This is a genomic window from Micromonospora sp. C28SCA-DRY-2, assembly GCF_030519475.1.
In the GTDB taxonomy this organism is placed as follows: Bacteria; Actinomycetota; Actinomycetes; order Mycobacteriales; family Micromonosporaceae; genus Micromonospora.
Genome location: NZ_JAUMKD010000001.1, coordinates 1,539,777 through 1,557,698 on the forward strand (window position 1 = coordinate 1,539,777; position 17,922 = coordinate 1,557,698).

Genomic DNA, 17,922 nt, shown 5'->3' on the forward strand with positions numbered 1-17,922 from the left:
GACGAAGCACCTGCGAACGACCGGAGTCGTCGGGTGGGCATCGTACGTGCCCGCCATCGTAGGTAATCTCCCGTGGGCGTCAGGGACCCACGGGGACGACGTGCCGGCCCCGGGTCATCGTAGAAGAGCGCGAGGAGGCCACAGTGGCGACGAAGACGGCGACCGGCGGCCTGAGCCGGATCACCATCGTGGCTCCGCGGACCCGGATGGACCTCGCGCTCCCGTCCGACGTGCCGCTCGCCGACCTGCTCCCCACCCTGCTGCGCTACGCCGGTGAGGACCTGGCCGACGAGGGCGTGCGGCACGGCGGGTGGAGCCTGTCGCGGCTCGGGGGTCCGCCGCTCAACGGCGGCCGTACCCCCGCCCAGCTGGGCATCCGCGACGGCGAGGTGCTCTACTTCAACCCGCGCGCCGCCGCCGCGCCGGAGATCGTCTTCGACGACGTGGTGGACGCGGTGGCGACCGCCACCAACCAGCGCCCGGGCGCCTGGCAGGTCGGCACCACCCGGTCGTTCGCTGTGCTGTTCGCCGCGGCGGCGCTCGGCGCCGGCGCGCTGGCCGCGCTCTTCCTCGGCCCGCCGCACCTGCCCGGCGCGCTGGCCGCGCTGGTCGTCGCGGTGGCCCTGCTGGTCACCGCCGCGGTGCTGTCCCGGGCGGCCGGCGACAGCGCCACCGGCGCGGTGCTCGGGGCGGTGGGGCTCGGCCACGCCGCCGTCGGCGGCCTGCTGCTGCTCGCCGGCGACCGGCCGCTGTCCGACCTGGCCGCGCCGCACGTGCTGCTGGCCGCCACCGCGGTGGTGGTCTGCGCCGCGGTGGCGGTGCTGGCGGTGGGCGACCGGCTGCCGCTCTTCTTCGGCGCGGTCGGGGTCGGTGCCGCGGTCGCCTTCGGGGCGCTGCTCTCCCTCGCCTTCGGCATCGGCGCGCCGGCCGCCGCGGCGGTGGTCGCCGCTGTCGCGTTCGGCGCCGTGCCGGCGCTGCCGATGGCCGCCTACCGGCTGGCCCGGCTGCCCGTCCCGTCCATCCCCACCGGCCCCGACGACCTGAAGACCGACGCCGAGTCGGTGGACGGGCGCCGGGTGCTCCAGCTCAGCGAGCGGGCCGACGCGTTCCTGACCGGTCTGCTGTGGATGGTGTCGCTGCTGGTGCTCGGCGCCCAGGTGGTGCTCGCCCTCGACGGCGGCCTGGCGGCGGTGCTGCTCTGCCTCGTGCTGGCCCTGCTGTCGCTGCTGCGGGCCCGGCCGTTCCTCGGCCGCGCCCAGCGCACCCCGGTGCTGGTCACCGGCACCGCCGGGCTGGGCCTGGCGGCCGCCGCCGCGTTCGCCGGCGGCTCGCTGGCGGTACGTCTCGGGGTGGTCCTCGGCGGCCTGCTGCTGGCCGCCGTGGTGAGCCTGATCTACGGGCTGACCGTGGCCGGCAAGCGGATCTCCCCGGTCTGGGGCCGGCTGCTGGACATCGTGGAGATCATGCTGATCATCGCGCTGGTGCCGCTGGCCGTCTGGGTCCTCGGCCTCTACGGCTGGATCGTCAACCTCCGCCCCTGACGCCGGGGTCGCTCCCGGCGACCAGGGGGTTCGTGTCGGGAATCCGACTCCGGCGACGCGAACCCCTTGGTCACCGACAGTGCGTGGCGGTCAGCTGGTGGTGGTGACGGTGGCGGCGACCGGGGCGGTGGCGTAGACGCCCGGCGCGTGCTGGCCGTCCAGCAGGCGGCCCGGCGCGCCGCTGCGGCGGGCCACGTCCCGGACCACCTTCACCAGCGCCTCGACGTGGTTGTCCAGCGCCGCCACCCGCAGCAGCGGGGCGGTCCGGCCGCCCGGCAGCACCGCGGCGGCCAGCGTGTGCGACGGCGCGGAGGTCGCGGTCACCGCGTCGACCAGGGCGCCGAACGGGGTGCCGGCGCGGGCCCGCAGGGCGAGGCAGCGCTGCGTCCAGCCGCCGCCGCGCAGGCCGGTCCAGGTCTCCGCGGGCGGCGCCGGGGCGAGGTCCAGCCCGGCCGCCGAGATCACCGCCGCACGCAGTTCGTCCCGGCCGAGCGCGCGGTGGGCCAGCCCGGCGGCGTTCAGCGCCTTGCCGAGCCGGCCGATGCCGGCGGCGAGGGTGCGGTGCACGCCGGGCATCCCGCCGCCCCGGCTGACCGCCTCCACCCGGGCGTCCCGCACCGAGAGCCGCAGCGCCACCCAGACCGTACGGTGGGCCGCCGGCGGCGCGCCCGGCGCCGGGTACCAGACCAGGGTGTGCGAGACCACCTGGGCGAGGGTGACCGGCCCGCTGAAGTCGGCGAGCACCCGCAGCGCGCGGTCGACCACCGACGACTCCACCGATCCGGCCGGCGCGCCCGGCCGGCCCTGTAGCGCGACCGCGGCGAACCAGCCCTGCCCGTCCTGCCCGATGCCGAGCCGGGTGCCCCGGTCTGTGAGTTCGATCACATTAAGTTCGGGAGCGAGGGCGGCCAGCCGCGGATCCCCGCCACCGCCGGCCGCGACCGTGCTGCGGGCCTGCTCCCGCCGGCGGCGCAGCCGGCGCCGCAGCATCAGGTCCTCGTACCACCAGCGGCCGCCCCGGCGGGCGAAGACGGCGATCAGCACCAGCAGGGCCACCGCGATCACCGTGCCGGCCAGCCAGGTGGGCCCGCCCAGCGCCGCCCAGACGGCCACCGCGCACAGCTCCACCACCACCAGCTGGCCGACCACGACCGGGCCGATCCGCCCGCGTTCGCGCCGGTCGGCCGGGCTGACCGGCCGCTCCGCGCCGCCGGACGGGTCCGTGGCCGTACGGCCGGGTGGCGCCTGAACCTGCGTCATCGGTGGCAGTCCCTTCTGGACGGTGCGGCATCCCGTCGTGACCGGGCCCGGGGCGCTGGTCCCGGTGACCCGTCGACGGCCCCTTATCGTAGGGAAGCCCGCGACACGACTCGGACCTGATCGTCGCGGACCCACCCCGCCGGAGGTAAGTCATGCGGACCCGCCGCGATCAGGTGCAGGCGTACCGCTTCGTCACCCGCCGGATCGTCTCGGCGTTGCTGTCGGGCGACCCCGAGACCAGCAACCTGCCGATGCGGCGCCTCGGCATGGCGGTCTTCGGCAGCGTGATCGCGGCGGCGGTGGTGCTCGGCGGCGCCGGCGCGTACGGGCAGCTCACCGGCAACGCCGCGCCGTTGGAGCCGAACACCCTGGTGATCGAGCGGGAGACCGGGGCGACGTACGTCTTCCTCGACGACGGCAAGCTGTACCCGACGCTCAACTACGCCTCCGCCCGGCTGATCCTGAACACCGCGGACCCGCAGATCCGGACCATGTCGCAGGCGTCGATCCGGGACCGCTCGCGCGGGCGCACGGTCGGCATCGTCGGCGCGCCGGACGCGGTGCCCGACCGCAAGTCGCTCACCGGCCTGCCGTGGTCGGTCTGCGACGTCCCCGACCCGGCCGATCCGCGCCGGTCCAGCACCAAGGTGGTGATCGACCGGCCGCTGCCCGGCGGGGCGCCGCTGGGCGACCGCGCGGTGCTGGTGTCGGTCGACGGCCAGCGGCACCTGCTCACCGGCGACGCCCGGCTCCAGGTGGTCGGGGGCGACCCGGCGATCGCCGCGCTGCGGATGGCCGGCGCGGCCACGCTCACCGTCGGCCAGCAACTGGTCAACGCGGTGCCGGCCGGCCCGGCCCTGCGCAAGCCCACCATCGCCGGCGATGACGAGAGCAGCACCGTCGAGGTCGGCGGCGAGCCGGCCCGGATCGGGCAGGTCTTCCGGGCCGCCGGCAAGCACTACGTGCTCACCCGGGAGGGCCTGGCCTCGATCGGCGAGCCCACCGCGCTGCTGCTGCTCAGCGACGGCGGCTCGGTCACCGACATCACCCCGGACCAGGCCGGCCGGCTGCTGACCGAGGAGCGGGTGGAGGAGACCGGGATGCCGCAGGCACTGCCCGCGCTGTACCCGGTCCGCGCCGGCCAGACGGTGCTCTGCGCGACCTACCGGTCGGGGGCGGGCGGCGGGCCGCCCACCACCACGCTGGAGGTCTTCGACCGGGCCCCGGCCGAGCTGACCGCGAGCCAGGCCGGCCCGGTGCCGGTCCGGCAGGGCAGCCGCGACGCGGTCCGCACCGCCGACGCCGTGCTGCTCCCCGGCGGCAAGGGCGTGCTGGTCCAGGCGGCGCCGGGCGCCGGGGAGACCGGCACGGCCGCACCCGGATCGACGGTCTACCTGATCAGCGCGCAGGGCGTCCGCTACCCGCTGGGCACCCGCTCCGGCGACGCGATGACCGCCCTGGGCTACGGCGGTGTCACCCCGCTGGCGGTGCCGGCGTCGCTGCTGGCGCTGATCCCCACCGGGCCGACCCTGGAGCGGGAGGACGCACTGTCCTTCTTCGAGCCCGACGCGAAGGGGGCGCCGGCGCCGGCGGCCCCGGCGCGGCCGACCGCGACCGCCACGCCGGAGGCGTCCGGATCGGCGGTCCCGTCGGGCACGACCGGCACCGCGTCGCCGGCCGCCGGCGGGTGAGCGTCCCGCTGGGCGAACGGCGGGTCGCCCGGCTCGCGGGCGTGGACTAACCTGAGCATCGGCAACGGTTATCGACCAGACGTACGGGGATGCTGCCATGACCGGGCGCACGACAGTCGACCTGATGTCCCTGGAGGACTTCCACCAGCGGTTGGCCGACCGGCTGACCCAGGCGGAGACGGTGTTGCGGAAGCTCAACACCGAGATGCAGTGCCGGCCCCCGGCGCTGGGCACCTTCGCCGACGCCACCAGCAACGCCCGCAAGTACTCCGACATCCACCTGTCCTATGTGGAGAAGGTGGGCCGGCTGCGCGAGGCGGTCGAGGCGGCGCAGACCGCCACCGCGACCATCCTGAACAACTACCGCACGGCGGAGGCCCGCAACGCGGCCAACGCCGCCGACATCGCCGCGGCGTTGACCGGCGTCGACAACGCGCTGAAGCGGCAGGAGGACCCGCGTGTCTGAGTACACCGCGCGCTACCAGGGCGTCAGCCACGAGGAGCTGTACAACGCCGTGATGGCCGGCAAGCCGAGCCAGATCGACGACCTCGCCGCCGACTGGACGTCGCTCAAGGGCATCCTCGACGGCCTCGGCCGGGAGCTCGGTGGCGACCTCGACAAGCTCGCCAACGCCTGGACGGGCGAGGCCGGGCAGGAGTTCCAGCGCCGGCTCGACTTCATCGTCTCCTACGCCGACACGCTCGGCGAGGGGATGGCCGACCTCAGCCGGGCGCTGACCCTGATGGCCGACCAGCTCCGCACCGCGCACCGGGAGGCGGAGAGCCCGGAGAAGACCGACGACCACGACAAGGCGGTCTCCGGTGCGATGAAGGGTGCCGCCTTCGGCCTGCCGGGGGCGATCGTCGGCGGGCTGCTCGGCCACCAGCAGGACAAGGCCGAGCAGGAGAAGGCGCACCAGCGGATGGTCAACGTGGTGGCCGAGCTGGCCGCCGGCTACGACCTCTCGGCGTACGGCCGGATGGTCGCGCCGCCGCCCCCGCCGGTCGACACCCCGCGCCCGATCACCGGTGGCACCACCACGCCGCGCGGCGGCCCCGGCGCGACCACGCCGACGGCCGCGCCGACCAGCACCGGCCTCACCCCGCAGACCGGCGGCCACACCGTGGCCACCCCCGACCAGGTCGGGTCCGGTCCGGGCACCGGTTCCGGAGCGGGCGGCTCCGCCGGCGCGGCTCCCGGCACCATCGGCGGCACCACCGATCCCGACCTCGGCACCTCCCTCGCCGGGGCCGGGCCGCTGACCACCAGCCCGGTGCTCGGCGGCGCGCCCCCGGCCGGCCTGGGCGGCGGCACCGCGACGGCCTCGGCCGGTGGCGGATTCGGCCCGCTGCTCGCCGGTGGTGGCGGGCTGGTCGGCACCGCCGCGCTGGCCGGCTCGGCCAGCAGCGCGCCGACCAGCGTGGCCCGGCCCACCGGCGGCACGGCGGCGGCCGAGACCAGATCCGCCAGCGGCGCCGGGCGCAGCATGGACGGGCGGCGTGGCGACGGCGCGGCCCGCGACGCCGCCACCGCGCGGCAGGGCCGGGCGGCCAACCGGGCCGGCGTCCTCGGCGGCCGCGGGCAGCACGACGACGACACCTCGGACGACCGGCTGACCTGGCTCACCGAGGACGACATGGTCTGGCAGGACGGCGCGGACGCCGCGCCGCCGGTGCTCGGCACCGATCGCTGACCGGCGACATCCGGCACACGACGGCCCATCCGGCGGGCGACCACCGGGTGGGCCGTCGTCGTGTCCGCCGCGGCTGGGTCGCAACCCCCCGGCGGGCTCCCCCACCCGCTCCGGCCGCGCCCTCGTCTCCCCGGTGACCGTCCACACCGCACCCGGGTGGCGTCGGTCACCGTCCCCGTCGCCGTGCTGCGACCACCCGAATCGGGCGATAGGTTGGTCTGGTGCCGTCCGTAGCCTCCGCCCACCCGCTGTGGTCGGTCACGCTGCGCGCGCTACGGACGATGACCCGCCTGGCGGCGACCGCGCTGGTGCTCGTCGTCGGTCTCGGCGGGCTGACCGCCGGCACCGCCACCGAACCGGCCACCACCGCCGCCCAGCTCCGGCCGCTCGCCGTGACGAGCCGGGTCGACGAGCTGCGTCCCGACGCCGCGGCCAGCGCGGCGGCACGGAGCATCGACGCCGACACCACTGAGCCGGGCCCCGCCGAGGCCACCCCGGTCACCGCCGACGTCGTGGCCACCGCCCGGCTCGCGGGCCCGGCCACCGATCCCGGACGCGGGATGCCGGCCCGGCGCGGTCCACCCACCGCCTGACCGTCAGCCCCGTCGCCGCGTAGGTGCCCACCCGGGGCTGAGGGCGCGCGACCCGTCGGAGCGCCGGCCCACCGCCGAGGACGCCCGACCGCCCGCGCATCCGTACCACCGGGCCCGTGACCGTCGACCCCTCTCTCTGCCGCCGTGAGGTGCTGCTGATGCGAACCGTGCTCTCCGCCGTCCTGCCCGACGTCCCCCGGGCCGCCGCGATCTGGCTGAGCCTGCTCGGCGTGGTGGCCGTCATCGTCGCCGGCCTGCTGCTGCGCCCGGGCCGCCTGCGCTTCGACGCCGGCGCCCGGATCCGGCAGGCCGCCATGCCCAGCCAACTCGAACTGGCCGAGGAGGAGCGTGAGCGGGCCCGCTACGCGGCGGAGGTCGCGGTGGCCGCCGAGCGGGCGACCGCCACCGCGCAGCGTCGCCGGGCCGAGTGGGTGGCCGCGCAGGAGGAGGTCGAGCAGGTCTGGCAGGCGTACGAGGCCGCCGAGGCGGACGTGCGACGGTTGGCGGCGGCCGCGGCGCTGCCCCTGCCCCGCACCGCCCGCACGCCCGCCGAGTACGCCGACCGCGAGCGCTTCCTGCATCGCACCGCCCTGGACGCCTACTGGCGCCGGGAACTGTCGGTGGAGCAGCTCAGCGACGTCTTCGCGCACCGCAACGGGTGGGACCCGCGGCTGCACCCGGTGGAGCAGGAACTGGTGCTGCGCCGGGCGGTACGGGACAACCTGCTCGCCCGGCAGCGGACGGCCCGGGAGCGGGAGCAGGCCGCCTGGCGCGCTGCCGAGCTGGCCGCCGCCGCGGCGCGCAGCCTGCGGGAGGAGGCGTTCGCCGCGACCCGCCGCCGCACCGAGGAGGCTCCGTCGGTGCTGCCGCTGGCTGAGCTGCCGCGCGGCTCGGCGAGCGAGCAGACCCGGGAACTGCCCCCGGTCGCCCGGGGCCGGGCGGCGGTGGCCGCGTACTGATCGGGCGGGGCTGGGCGGGCCGGGCTAGCGTGTGGGTATGTCCAGTGAGGCGTGGCTCGTCGTGGCGGTCGTCGGCGTCCTGGTGGCCGCCATGCTCACCGGCGCCGTGCTGCTGGCCGTACGGGTGGTCCGGGCCCGGCGGATGCTCGGCGAACTCGGCGGCGGCGGCAAGGTCGCCTTCTACGGCGCGCTGATCTACGCGATCTTCCCGGTGGACCTGCTCCCGGACCCGATCTACCTCGACGACATCGGCGTGCTGGCCGGCGCGCTGATCTATCTCACCCGGCTGATCAGCAAGCGCCGGGCCGCGAGCCGGCCGCTGCCCGGGCGCCCCGGCCCGCCGCCCGCCGATCCGGGCCGGATCCGCCGTCCCGTCTCCTGAGCCACCACCGGTGCCGCGTGTCATGATCGGTGCCGCACCGGGAGACAGGGGACGGGCATGCCGGACGCGCATCGGTTGGACCTTCGGGACGAGCGCGTCGTGGCGTTCTGCCGGGAACGGCGCCTGGCCACGCTGACCACCCTGCGCGCCGACGGCACCCCGCACGTGGTACCCGTCGGGGTCACCCTCGACCCGGCGGCGGGCCTGGCCCGGGTCATCACCAGCGGCGGCTCGCACAAGGCCCGGCACGTCGCCGTCGCGGGCCCCGACGGCGCCCCGGTGGCCGTCTGCCAGGTGGACGGGCGGCGGTGGCTGACCCTGGAGGGGCGGGCACGGCTGCGGTCGGATCCGGCCGCCGTGGCCGAGGCCGAACGCCGGTACGCCGAGCGCTACCGGACGCCCCGGGCCAACCCGGAACGGGTGGTCATCGAGATCACCGTGACCCGGGTGCTCGGATCGCTCTGAGCCCCGCGTAGCTCAACCGGCCGGGACATGCCGAACCGGTCACCGCCGTTTCCTGCCCGCATGTCGCGGATGACCGGTTCCGCGTCGGAGTCGAGGATTCGGTGCGGCGGGCCGCCGAACCGCCGGAATCCGGCCGCCGCGGCCGCTGTTGGACCTGGTCGGACCGGCGGAACAGGCTGACCGGCCGGGCGGAATGCCGGTCGGAGCAGGACCGTTACATCCCCGGCACGCCCGTGGCCGACGCGGCCCGGGCGATGCGGATTCCCGTTGAGCCGAGCGCCTTTCCCGGTGCTTGCGGCACCGATCCCGGAGCCGACAAACCCCCGATTGGAGCCCGACCCATGAACTCCATCCTGAAGAAGAGTGGTCTGTCCGTCGCCGGGCTGCTGGTGGCCGGCAGCTGCGTCGCGGGCGCCACGACGGCCGCCCAGGCCGCGCCGACCGGCACTCTCCCGGTCGCCGCGCCGCACACCGACAAGGGCGGCCGCGCGGACAAGCGGGCCGAGCGCATGGTCGGCATCGAGTACCAGGCGCAGCCCAACTTCTACTACTGCGGCCCGGCCGCGACCCGGATCGCGCTGTCCGCGCAGGGCAAGGCGCTGTCCCAGGACGAGGTCGCGAAGCGGCTGGGCACCACCGAGGCCGGCACCGACTCGGCGCTGGACACCACCCGGGTGCTCAACGAGCTGACCGGTGGCCGGTACAAGACCACCGAGATCCGGGGCCCGGTCGCCAAGCCGGAGGAGATCGACCGGCTGCGTGCCGATGTACTGGCCGCGCTGGACGCCGGCCGGCCGGTGGTGGCCAACGTCAAGGGCACCGCGGTGGACACCGACGGCAGCCCGCACTCGTACGAGGGTGGCCACTACCTGACCCTGGTGGGCTACCGGGACGGCGCTGACCTGATCCGGGTCGCCGACCCGGCCAGCCCGGTGCCGGAGTACTGGATGACCCTGGAGAAGGTCGCCAACTGGATCGCCGAGCGCGGCTACTCGTCCTGACCGACGGGCATCAGCGGGCCGGTCTCCCCCGTTCGGGGAGGCCGGCCCGGCGCCGTCCGCGGTGCCGGTGCGTGCGACGGGCACGGCGGGACCGGGCCGGCGGGGTCCGGCGCTCCATCCGGCGCCGGGCCGGTGGCCGGCCGGCGAACTCGCCGGCACCGGCCGCCCGGCGGACCAGCCGGTTGGCCTCGTCCGGCTCGCAGCCGGTCGCGCGGAGCAGGTCGCTGGCGGCGGTACGCAGGTCCGTCACCACCGTGTCGCCGAAGCTGCCCACCCCGTCGGCCCAGGCCCGGCCGGCCAGTTCGGCGGCCTCCAGCACCAGTTGCCGGGCGCGTTCGGGCGGTTCGCCGCGCTGGCACTCCCGCCGCAGTTCGCCGATCGCCGCCGCGAGCCGGGCCACCGCGTCGGGCAGCGGCCCCGGCACCGGTTCGCCGTACTGGAGCAGGGTGGCCGACCGGCGGGTCAGCGCCCGGCTGTCGAGCACCATCCGCTCCAGGTGCTCGGCGCTGCGCGCGTAGCGGTGGTATTCCTGGCGCCGGTGCCACCGGGCCGGCGCGATCGTGACCACCTCCTCGGCACCGCTGAGCGACTCGTTCAGCCGCCCGACGTCGGCGTCCAGGCCGCGCAGCCGCTCCAGGGCCCGCACCACCCGGTCCGCGTCCCGCTGGTCCAGGCCGGTGGCGACCTCGTGCAGCCCGTCGGTGACCTGCGCGAAGATCGGCGCGGTGGCCCGGTCCAGCACCCGGATCGGGTTGATCGGCACCAGCAACGCCACCACCAGCAGCCCCACCACGCTGCCGACCACCGCGTCGAGGATCCGGGGCATCTCCAGGTTGCGCTCGGACGGGGAGAGGGTGGCGATCAGCACGGCGGTACCGCCCGCCTGCCCGACCAGGGAGCCGCTGCGCCCGGCGACCAGCAGCGCCGCCGCGATCGCCAGGGCGACCACCAGGCCGGTCTGCCACGGACCGAAGCCGAGCCAGAACAGCAGGACGTCGCCGATGACGATGCCGAGCGCCACACCGACCAGCAGCTCCAACGTCCGCCGGGTGCGCTGGCCGATCGCGGCGGCGATGGTGCCGACGGCGGCGGCCGGGGCGAAGACGTGCGGGCCGGGCCCGAGCAGCTTCTGCGCGATCAGCGCGGCCAGCGCGGCGGCCAGCCCCGCCTGGAGGGCGATCACCAGGGTGACCTCCAACTGCCGCAGCCGCAGCCGGCCCGCCTGCGCACCGCGTTGCCGGGCCCCGGCCACCGCCCGACCGCCCCGGTCCCGCACCGTGTCCAGCGGTGACCGGGGGGAGTCGGTCGTCCGGCGGTTCTCGGCCATGGCGGCGGTTACCCGGCCCGGAGCGGGTGAATCGCCCCCGATCGGGACGGGGCGCTGCCGTACTCCGTCGACACCAACCGGTGCTGGCGGCCACCGCCCGGCACCCGCCGGCCGCGCTCCTCGACGGCCGCCCATGACCGGGCGCGGAGACGGCGGTGGATGCCCGGCCTCCGGTCTGGTGGTTCGCCCGCCCGGCCGGGGGTACCAGGCCCGGCAACCGACCGTTTCCGCAACCGGTAAGGGGCCATCATGACCGAGACACAGACCACCGCCGGCCAGGACGTCGTCGACGTGCTGACCGCCGACCACCGCGAGGTGGAGACGCTCTTCGTCGAGCTGGAGACCCGGCAGGGCACCCCCGAGCACCGCCGGCAGCTGGCCGACGTGGTGATCGCCGAGCTGGTCCGGCACGCCGTCGCCGAGGAGATGTACGTCTACCCGCTGGCCCGCAAGGCGCTGCCGGACGGCGACCAGATCGCCGAACACGAGATCAGCGAGCACTCCGACGCCGAACGGACCATGAAGGAGCTGGAGTCGCTGGACCCCTCCGACCCCCGCTTCGACCCGCTGCTGACCCACCTGACCAGCACGATCCGCCACCACGTGCAGGACGAAGAGAGCGACCTCTTCCCCCGGCTGCGCGCCGCGGTGGCCCGTGAGGAGCTGGTGGAGCTGGCCGGCAAGGTGACCGCGGCGAAGAAGGCCGCGCCGACCCGGCCGCACCCGGCCGCCCCGGACCACCCGCCGGCCAACCGGCTGCTCAACCCGGGCACCGGCCTGGTCGACCGGATGCGCGATGCGCTCAGCGGCCGCCCCACCTCCATGTCGGACCTGCGCGACAAGCAGAGCTGACCGACCGGGCGCCGGTGGCCCCCGGCGGAACCCGTTCGCGACCTCGCGGTTGTCGACCCTTCGGCGACATGGGGTCGACGCGACGGGGCCCGCCGGGGGCCACCGCGTGTTCCCGGCCCACCGTCCCGGTCGGCGCGGGCCACCTCGGGGGCGTCGGCTTGGTAGAGTCGCGCTCCCCCAGCGCTGCGTAACCTCGTGCAGCGCTGACAACGGTCACGGGCGCTCCGGAAAGGACTGTCCCGGGCCACCGCGCGCGGCGACCCGGGACGGCAGGGCAACTCAGCGCACCTGGTCGCCCTCGCCGGTACGCGCCTGGGCCTGGTCCACGCCCTTGTCGATCTGGTCGTCGTACTTGCCGCCGGTGCGCTGGTCGGCCATGTCGCCGCCCTTCTCCAGCCCCTGGTCGACCTGCTTGTCGTGCTTGTCGGCGAAGTCCTTGGCCTTGTCCATGAAGTCGCTCATCACGGTTCTCCTCGCGTCGGGGTCTAGCATCCTGGGTTCCCCGCGACCCTGGGCGCAAACGCCGACCGGCCGGACAGACCGTCACGGACCGGACGCGCCGGCGCACCGGCCGAACCGGGTCGACACCGGCGCCGCGGCGACCGGCTCCCGCCCCCGCGCCACCGTGGACGGTCCTCGGCCCCGCCGCCGGGAACACCGATCCGCTCCCCCGCGCCCGGCGGGCCGCCTAGCGTGGGCACGGGTGTCGGACGGACGCCGGCCGGGTACGGACCACGCCGGAGATCGAGGAGGGCCGACGTGAGTGACGACGGTGCCGGGCGGACGCCCGAGACGACGAGCCGGGACGGCAGTCCCCGGCAGGCGTGGGCGACCCTGCCGTGGCTGGTCCGTACCGCTGTCGTGTGGAGCGCCTGCCTGGTGGTCGTGGCCGCCGGGCTCTACCTGGTCGGCCGGATCGCCGTCCTGCTCGCACCGCTGGCCATCGCGCTGGCTGCCACCGTCTTCCTGACCGCCCTGCTCGACCCGGTGCTGCTCCGGCTGCGCCGGCTCCGGCTGCCCGCCGCGCTGGCCGCCCTGCTCACCGTGCTGCTCCTGCTCGGCATCCTGGTCGGGGTCGGGGTGCTGGTGTGGAACCTGACCGCCAGCCAGTTCAGCGAGTTGAGCGAGGAGCTCCAGCGTGGCCTGGACCGCAGCCGGGACTTCGTCACCTCCACCCTGCCGGTGACCGACCAGCAGCTCGACCGTCTCGTCGAGCAGGGACGCCAGGCGCTCAGCCAGGGCTCGCTGGACCCGGTGGCGGGCGCCCGGACGGTCGGCGAGGTCCTCGGCTCCGCGCTGCTGGCGCTGGTGCTCCTTTTCTTCCTGCTCAAGGACGGCCGGTCGATGTGGCACTGGGTGCTCGACCGGGCGACCGGGCCGAACCGGGCGGTGGCCGCCGAGGCGGGCCGGGTCGGCTGGCGCACGCTGGGCGCGTACAGCCGGGGGACGATGATGATCGCGGCGATCGACGCGATCGGCATCGGTCTGGCCCTGGTGGTGCTCCGCGTCCCGCTGGCGCTGCCGCTCGCGCTGATCACCTTCCTCGGCGGGTTCGTACCGATCATCGGGGCCACCGTGGCCGGCGCGGTGGCGGTGCTGGTGGCGCTCGCGGCCAACGGGCCGGGCACCGCGCTGCTCACCCTGGCCGCCGTCATCGCCGTGCAGCAGATCGAGGGCAACCTGCTGGAACCCCTGATCATGAAGCGCCAGGTACGCCTGCACCCGGCGGTGATCCTGGTCGCGGTCACCGCCGGCACCCTGGTCGCCGGGATCGCCGGCGCCTTCGTCGCGGTGCCGATCACCGCCGTGGTTTGGCGGATCGTGGAGACCGTGCAACAGCACCGCGACGCGCCGTTGGAGCCGGCGGAGTCGAGGTAGGCCAGCGTGCCCCCGGGACCGGTTGACCGCCTCGCGGCGCGTCCCCGGCCGGTCAGGAGGGGATCGGGTGGCGCAGGTGGGTGGTGAACCAGCCGGTGGCGGCGTCGGACACCTCCTCCAGCGTGCCCGGTTCCTCGAACAGGTGGGTGGCGCCGGGGACGATCCGCAGCTCGGCGTTGCCCCGCATGGCGTCACGGGCCTGCTCGTTCAGCGTGATCACCTGCTCGTCCAGGCCGCCGACCAGCAGCAGCGTCGGCGCGCGCACCTGACCCAGGGCCGGGCCGGCCAGGTCCGGCCGGCCACCCCGGGAGACCACCGCGCGCACCAGGTCCGGCCGGGCCGCCGCGGCGACCAGGGCGGCGGCCGCGCCGGTGCTGGCGCCGAAGAGACCGATCGGCGCCGGGCCGAAGGGACGCTCGGTGTCCAGCCAGTCGACGATCGCGGCCAGCCGGTCGGCGAGCAGGCCGATGTCGAAGCGCAGCTCAGCGGTGCGGGCGTCCAGTTGGTCCTCGGTCGCGGTGAGCAGGTCCACCAGCACGGTGCCGAGCGCCTGCCGGTTCAGCACGTGGGCCACCGCGACGTTGCGCGGGCTGTGCCGGGAACTGCCACTGCCGTGCGCGAAGAGCACCACCCCGGCGGGTTCCGCCGGGACGAGCAGGTCGGCGGTGAGCTCGACCGCCCCCGCCGGGATCGTCACCTCGCTGCTGCGCACGTCCATCTCGACCTCCACCCCGCCGGCCGGACCACCGGCTGCGTCACCGGGCTTACCCGGCGCCGCGCGCGGCACGCCGGCGTTTGTCGGCCGGGTGGTCGGGTAGCCGGCGGGTGACCGCAGACCGTACCGGCGCGAGGGCGCCCCGACGGATCGCGAGGATCGCCATGGCGCAGCAGCAGCGAGGGTCCCGACCGCAGACCGCCGAGCAGGAACGGCGGGAACAGGACGAGGAACGCAGCCGGGACTGGGGGGACGAGGCCGCCAAGGCCCGGGTGGCCGACGATCCGCGGGCGATGGCGCCGCGGGACGCCGCGGGCCGACCGTCCCAGGGCAGGTCGCTCTAGACCGACCGCCGCCGGCCCGCCACGTCGCGGGCCGGCGGCGCCGTCCGTCCGGTTCGTCGTGGTACGCCGCCCGCCCGGCGTGGGCTCCTCCCCTACGGCTCGTGCTCCGGCAGCCGCAGCAGCGGTGACCGGCCGGGGGCCTGTTCCGGCGCCGGACCGGAGACCTCCAGCGGCGGCACCGGCACGGTCACCGGCTCGTCGCAGGTGACCCGCACCTTCTCGCCGTGGTGGCGCAGTTCCAGCACGTCGTCCGGGTCGCCGTGGCGCAGCGCGTACGTCACCTGGTGCGGCCGCACGTCGACCCGCAGCCGCATGTCCCGCCACTGCAACGAGAACTCCAGCCGGCTCAGCCGGCTGGAGAGCCGGGGCGAGAAGGACAGCGTGCCGTCGTGGTCGCGCAGCCCGCCGAAGCCGGCCACCAGCGCGATCCACGCCCCGGCCAACGCCGCCATGTGCACCCCGTTGCGGGTGTTCTCGCTCAGGTCGTGCAGGTCCATCAGCGCGGCCTCGCGCAGGTAGCTGTGCGCCAACTCGGGATGGCCCACCTCGGCCGCCAGCACCGCCTGCGTGCAGGCCGACAGCGACGAGTCCCGCACGGTACGGCGCTCGTAGTAGAGGAAGTTGCGCAGCTTCTGCTCCGGGGTGAACGCGTCACCCCGCCAGTGCATGGCCAGCACCAGGTCGGCCTGCTTGACCACCTGCTTGCGGTACAGGTCGAAGTACGGGTAGTGCAGCAGCAGCGGGTACTTCTCCGCCGGGGTGTGCGCGAAGTCCCACTCCTGCAACCGGGTGAAGCCCTCCACCTGCTGGTGGACGCCGAGTTCCTCGTCGTACGGGATGTGCATGTCCACCGCGGCGTCCCGCCAGGAGGCCGCCTCCTCGTCGGTGACTCCGAGGCGGAGCGCCTCGTCCCGGTGCCGCATCACCGCGTCGGCGGCGGTGAGCAGGTTCCGCTGCGCCATCAGGTTGGTGTAGATGTTGTCGTTCTTCACAGCGGTGTACTCGTCCGGGCCGGTGACCCCGTCGATGTGGAACTTTCCGCGCCGGTCGTGGTGGCCGAGCGAGCGCCACAGCCGGGCGGTCTCCACCAGCAGCTCCAGCCCGATCTCCCGTTCCAGCTCGACGTCCCCGGTGACCAGCACGTAGCGCCGCAGCGCGTCGGCGATGCCGGCGGTGACGTGAAAGGCCGCCGTACCCGCCGGCCAGTAGCCCGACGACTCCGGCCCCTCGATGGTCCGCCAGGGGAAGTCCGCACCCTCCAGGTTCAGCGTCCGGGCGTGCTCGCGCGCGTAGGGCAGCGTGCGGTGCCGCCAGTGCAGGGCGTCCCGCACGGCGGCGGGATGGGTGTAGGTGAGCACCGGCAGCACGAACATCTCGGTGTCCCAGAACGCGTGCCCGTCGTATCCGGTACCGGTCAACCCCTTCGCGGGGATCGGTCGGCGCTCGGCCCGCGCGCCGGCCTGCAGCACGTGGAAGAGGCCGAAGCGGACCGCCTGCTGCACCTCCGGGTCGCCCTCCACCACCACGTCGGCGGCGTCCCAGAACTCGTCGAGGTACTCCCGCTGCTCCCGGCGCAGCCCCTCCCAGCCGTCCAGCTTCGCCCCGGCGAGGGCGGCGTTGACCTGGTCGCGCAGCGCCGGCAGCGAGCGCCGGCTGGACCAGCCGTACGCCAGGTACTTGACCACCCGGAGCGTCTGGCCGGGCTCCAGCACGCACGCGGTGGTGGTACGGACCCAGTCCTCGTACCCCTCGGACTCGATGGTGGTGCGGGCCGGCGCCTGCACGTCGTGGTCCATCGCGGCGGCCACCCGCAGTCCGGAGACCTTGGTGCGGTGGATCAGCAGCCCGCCGTCGTCGGTGGTCAGCTCCTCCTCGGCGAGCAGCGGCGATTCGAGGACCGCCGCCACCCGCGGGTCCTTGCTCTGCGCCGGCAGCGTCTCGTTCGCCACCAGTTCCGACTGGACGATCAGCCGCAGCGGCCCGTCGACCGCCTCCACCTCGTAGTTGATCGCGGCGATCGCCCGCTGGGTGAACGAGACCAGCCGGGTGCTGCGCACCTTGACCTCTCGGCCGGCCGGGGAGCGCCAGTGCAGCTCCCGGTGCAGGGTGCCGGCGCGCAGGTCGAGGATCCGCTCGTGGGCGATCAGCTCGCCGTAGCGGACGTCGAGCGGCTCGTCGTCGACCAGCAGCCGGATCAGCTTGCCGTTGGTGACGTTGACGATCGTCTGACCCGACTCGGGGAAGCCGAACCCGGCCTCGGCGTACGGCAGCGGGCGCAGCTCGTAGAAGGAGTTGAGGTAGGTGCCGGGCAGGCCGTGCGGCTCGCCCTCGTCGAGGTTGCCGCGCAGCCCGACGTGGCCGTTGGAGAGCGCGAAGACCGACTCGGACTGGGCGAGCACGTCCATGTCCAGCCGGGTCTCCCGCACGTGCCACGGCTCGACCGGATAGGCCCGTTCCCTGATCATGCGCCCCGCCCCTCGTCGAGCAGTTCGGCGAGGTCGCCGACCACCACGTCCGCGCCGTGTGCCCGCAGTTCGTCGGCCTGCCCGACCCGGTCGACCCCGACCACGTAGCCGAACCCGCCGGCCCGCCCGGCGGCCACCCCGGCCAGCGCGTCCTCGAACACGGCGGCCTGCGCCGGCTCGACGCCGAGCAGCTTCGCGCCGGCCAGGAAGGTGTCCGGGTACGGCTTGCCGCGCAGCGCCTGGGCGCGCGCGACCAGGCCGTCCACCCGGGCCTCCAGCAGCGGCTCCAGGCCGGCGGCGGCGACCACCTCCGCGCCGTTGGCGCTGGCGGTGACCACCGCGCGGCGCAGCCCCGCCGCCGCGGCCGCAGTCAGGTAGTCGACCGAGCCGGGGTAGACGTCCACCCCGTGGGTTCGCAGTTCCTGCAACAGCCGGACGTTCTTCCGGTTGCCGACGCCGTTGACCGTCTCGGCCTCGGGCGGGTCGTCGGGCGTGCCCTCGGGCAGCACCACGCCGCGTGAGGCGAGGAAGGCCCGCACCCCGTCGGCGCGGGGCCGGCCGTCGACGTACCGGTTGTAGTCCGGCCCCGGGTCGAAGGGGCGGTACGGCTGACCGCTGATCGCGGCGTGCCGCTGGAGGAACTCGTCGAAGGTCGCCTTCCAGGCGGCGTTGTGCACCCGGGCGGTCTGCGTCAGCACACCGTCCAGGTCGAAGAGACAGGCGGTCACGTGAGCAGGCAGGCCCAGCACGGTACG

The 17,922-nt window shown here is 75.4% G+C and carries 18 protein-coding genes; 12 read left to right on the top strand and 6 right to left on the bottom strand.

Annotated features, from left to right (window positions below; all coding sequences use genetic code 11):
• The first annotated feature begins 143 nt into the window (after positions 1-143).
• On the top strand, positions 144-1,541 hold the full coding sequence (gene eccD, locus Q3W71_RS07235; RefSeq protein WP_302918479.1) for a type VII secretion integral membrane protein EccD: 1,398 nt from the start codon (positions 144-146) through the stop codon (positions 1,539-1,541).
• A gap of 90 nt (positions 1,542-1,631) precedes the next feature.
• Here eccD and Q3W71_RS07240 read toward each other — a convergent pair whose 3' ends face one another.
• Complete coding sequence (locus Q3W71_RS07240) at positions 1,632-2,801, bottom strand: type VII secretion protein EccE (RefSeq protein WP_302918480.1); 1,170 nt, start codon at positions 2,799-2,801, stop codon at positions 1,632-1,634.
• Positions 2,802-2,953: 152 nt separating this feature from the next.
• Between Q3W71_RS07240 and eccB the strand changes: the two genes are divergently transcribed.
• The 8 genes from eccB to Q3W71_RS07280 all read left to right on the top strand — a co-directional run bounded on the left by eccB (position 2,954) and on the right by Q3W71_RS07280 (position 9,586).
• Positions 2,954-4,492, top strand: coding sequence for a type VII secretion protein EccB (gene eccB, locus Q3W71_RS07245; protein ID WP_302918481.1), 1,539 nt, complete (start codon positions 2,954-2,956; stop codon positions 4,490-4,492).
• A 97-nt stretch (positions 4,493-4,589) separates the two neighbouring features.
• The gene (locus tag Q3W71_RS07250) at positions 4,590-4,958 is read left to right on the top strand and encodes a hypothetical protein (RefSeq protein ID WP_302918482.1); all 369 of its coding nucleotides are present in this window, start codon (positions 4,590-4,592) and stop codon (positions 4,956-4,958) included.
• Positions 4,951-6,186 (top strand): WXG100 family type VII secretion target, encoded by a 1,236-nt coding sequence (locus Q3W71_RS07255; RefSeq protein ID WP_302918483.1) that lies wholly within the window; start codon positions 4,951-4,953, stop codon positions 6,184-6,186. The genes Q3W71_RS07250 and Q3W71_RS07255 overlap by 8 nt, the downstream gene beginning before the upstream one ends.
• Before the next feature lie 221 nt (positions 6,187-6,407).
• Entirely contained in the window at positions 6,408-6,779 is a 372-nt protein-coding gene (locus tag Q3W71_RS07260; RefSeq protein ID WP_302918484.1) for a hypothetical protein, read from the top strand.
• A gap of 158 nt (positions 6,780-6,937) precedes the next feature.
• Positions 6,938-7,738, top strand: a complete 801-nt coding sequence (locus Q3W71_RS07265; protein ID WP_302918485.1) for a hypothetical protein — start codon at positions 6,938-6,940, stop codon at positions 7,736-7,738.
• A gap of 37 nt (positions 7,739-7,775) precedes the next feature.
• Positions 7,776-8,120 carry a YkvA family protein gene (locus tag Q3W71_RS07270; RefSeq protein WP_302918486.1) on the top strand — a complete coding sequence of 115 codons (345 nt, stop codon included), beginning with the start codon at positions 7,776-7,778 and terminating at the stop codon, positions 8,118-8,120.
• 57 nt (positions 8,121-8,177) lie between these two features.
• Positions 8,178-8,585, top strand: a complete 408-nt coding sequence (locus Q3W71_RS07275; RefSeq protein ID WP_302918487.1) for a pyridoxamine 5'-phosphate oxidase family protein — start codon at positions 8,178-8,180, stop codon at positions 8,583-8,585.
• 341 nt (positions 8,586-8,926) lie between these two features.
• Entirely contained in the window at positions 8,927-9,586 is a 660-nt protein-coding gene (locus tag Q3W71_RS07280) for a C39 family peptidase (protein ID WP_302918488.1), read from the top strand.
• 10 nt (positions 9,587-9,596) lie between these two features.
• Here Q3W71_RS07280 and Q3W71_RS07285 read toward each other — a convergent pair whose 3' ends face one another.
• Positions 9,597-10,913: an FUSC family protein gene (locus Q3W71_RS07285; RefSeq protein WP_302918489.1), complete on the bottom strand. Its 1,317-nt coding sequence runs from the start codon at positions 10,911-10,913 to the stop codon at positions 9,597-9,599.
• A 249-nt stretch (positions 10,914-11,162) separates the two neighbouring features.
• On the opposite strand from Q3W71_RS07285, the gene Q3W71_RS07290 reads away from it, so the two are divergent.
• The gene (locus Q3W71_RS07290) at positions 11,163-11,765 is read left to right on the top strand and encodes a hemerythrin domain-containing protein (protein ID WP_302918490.1); all 603 of its coding nucleotides are present in this window, start codon (positions 11,163-11,165) and stop codon (positions 11,763-11,765) included.
• 279 nt (positions 11,766-12,044) lie between these two features.
• Here Q3W71_RS07290 and Q3W71_RS07295 read toward each other — a convergent pair whose 3' ends face one another.
• Entirely contained in the window at positions 12,045-12,227 is a 183-nt protein-coding gene (locus Q3W71_RS07295; RefSeq protein WP_302918491.1) for an antitoxin, read from the bottom strand.
• Between the two features lie 297 nt (positions 12,228-12,524).
• On the opposite strand from Q3W71_RS07295, the gene Q3W71_RS07300 reads away from it, so the two are divergent.
• Positions 12,525-13,643 carry an AI-2E family transporter gene (locus Q3W71_RS07300; RefSeq protein ID WP_302918492.1) on the top strand — a complete coding sequence of 373 codons (1,119 nt, stop codon included), beginning with the start codon at positions 12,525-12,527 and terminating at the stop codon, positions 13,641-13,643.
• Positions 13,644-13,695: 52 nt separating this feature from the next.
• Here the strand turns inward: Q3W71_RS07300 and Q3W71_RS07305 are convergent, their stop codons facing one another.
• A complete protein-coding gene (locus Q3W71_RS07305; RefSeq protein WP_302918493.1) occupies positions 13,696-14,361 on the bottom strand; it encodes a dienelactone hydrolase family protein in 666 nt (221 codons plus the stop codon).
• A 161-nt stretch (positions 14,362-14,522) separates the two neighbouring features.
• Here Q3W71_RS07305 and Q3W71_RS07310 point away from each other — a divergent pair, with 161 nt between their 5' ends.
• Positions 14,523-14,702, top strand: a complete 180-nt coding sequence (locus Q3W71_RS07310) for a hypothetical protein (RefSeq protein ID WP_302918494.1) — start codon at positions 14,523-14,525, stop codon at positions 14,700-14,702.
• A gap of 92 nt (positions 14,703-14,794) precedes the next feature.
• Here Q3W71_RS07310 and Q3W71_RS07315 read toward each other — a convergent pair whose 3' ends face one another.
• Together Q3W71_RS07315 and Q3W71_RS07320 are read right to left on the bottom strand one after the other, a co-directional pair.
• Entirely contained in the window at positions 14,795-17,167 is a 2,373-nt protein-coding gene (locus Q3W71_RS07315) for a glycoside hydrolase family 65 protein (RefSeq protein ID WP_302918495.1), read from the bottom strand.
• Positions 17,164-17,916 (bottom strand): HAD-IA family hydrolase, encoded by a 753-nt coding sequence (locus Q3W71_RS07320; protein ID WP_302918496.1) that lies wholly within the window; start codon positions 17,914-17,916, stop codon positions 17,164-17,166. Before Q3W71_RS07320 ends, Q3W71_RS07315 begins: the two co-directional genes overlap by 4 nt.
• Positions 17,917-17,922 lie beyond the last annotated feature (6 nt).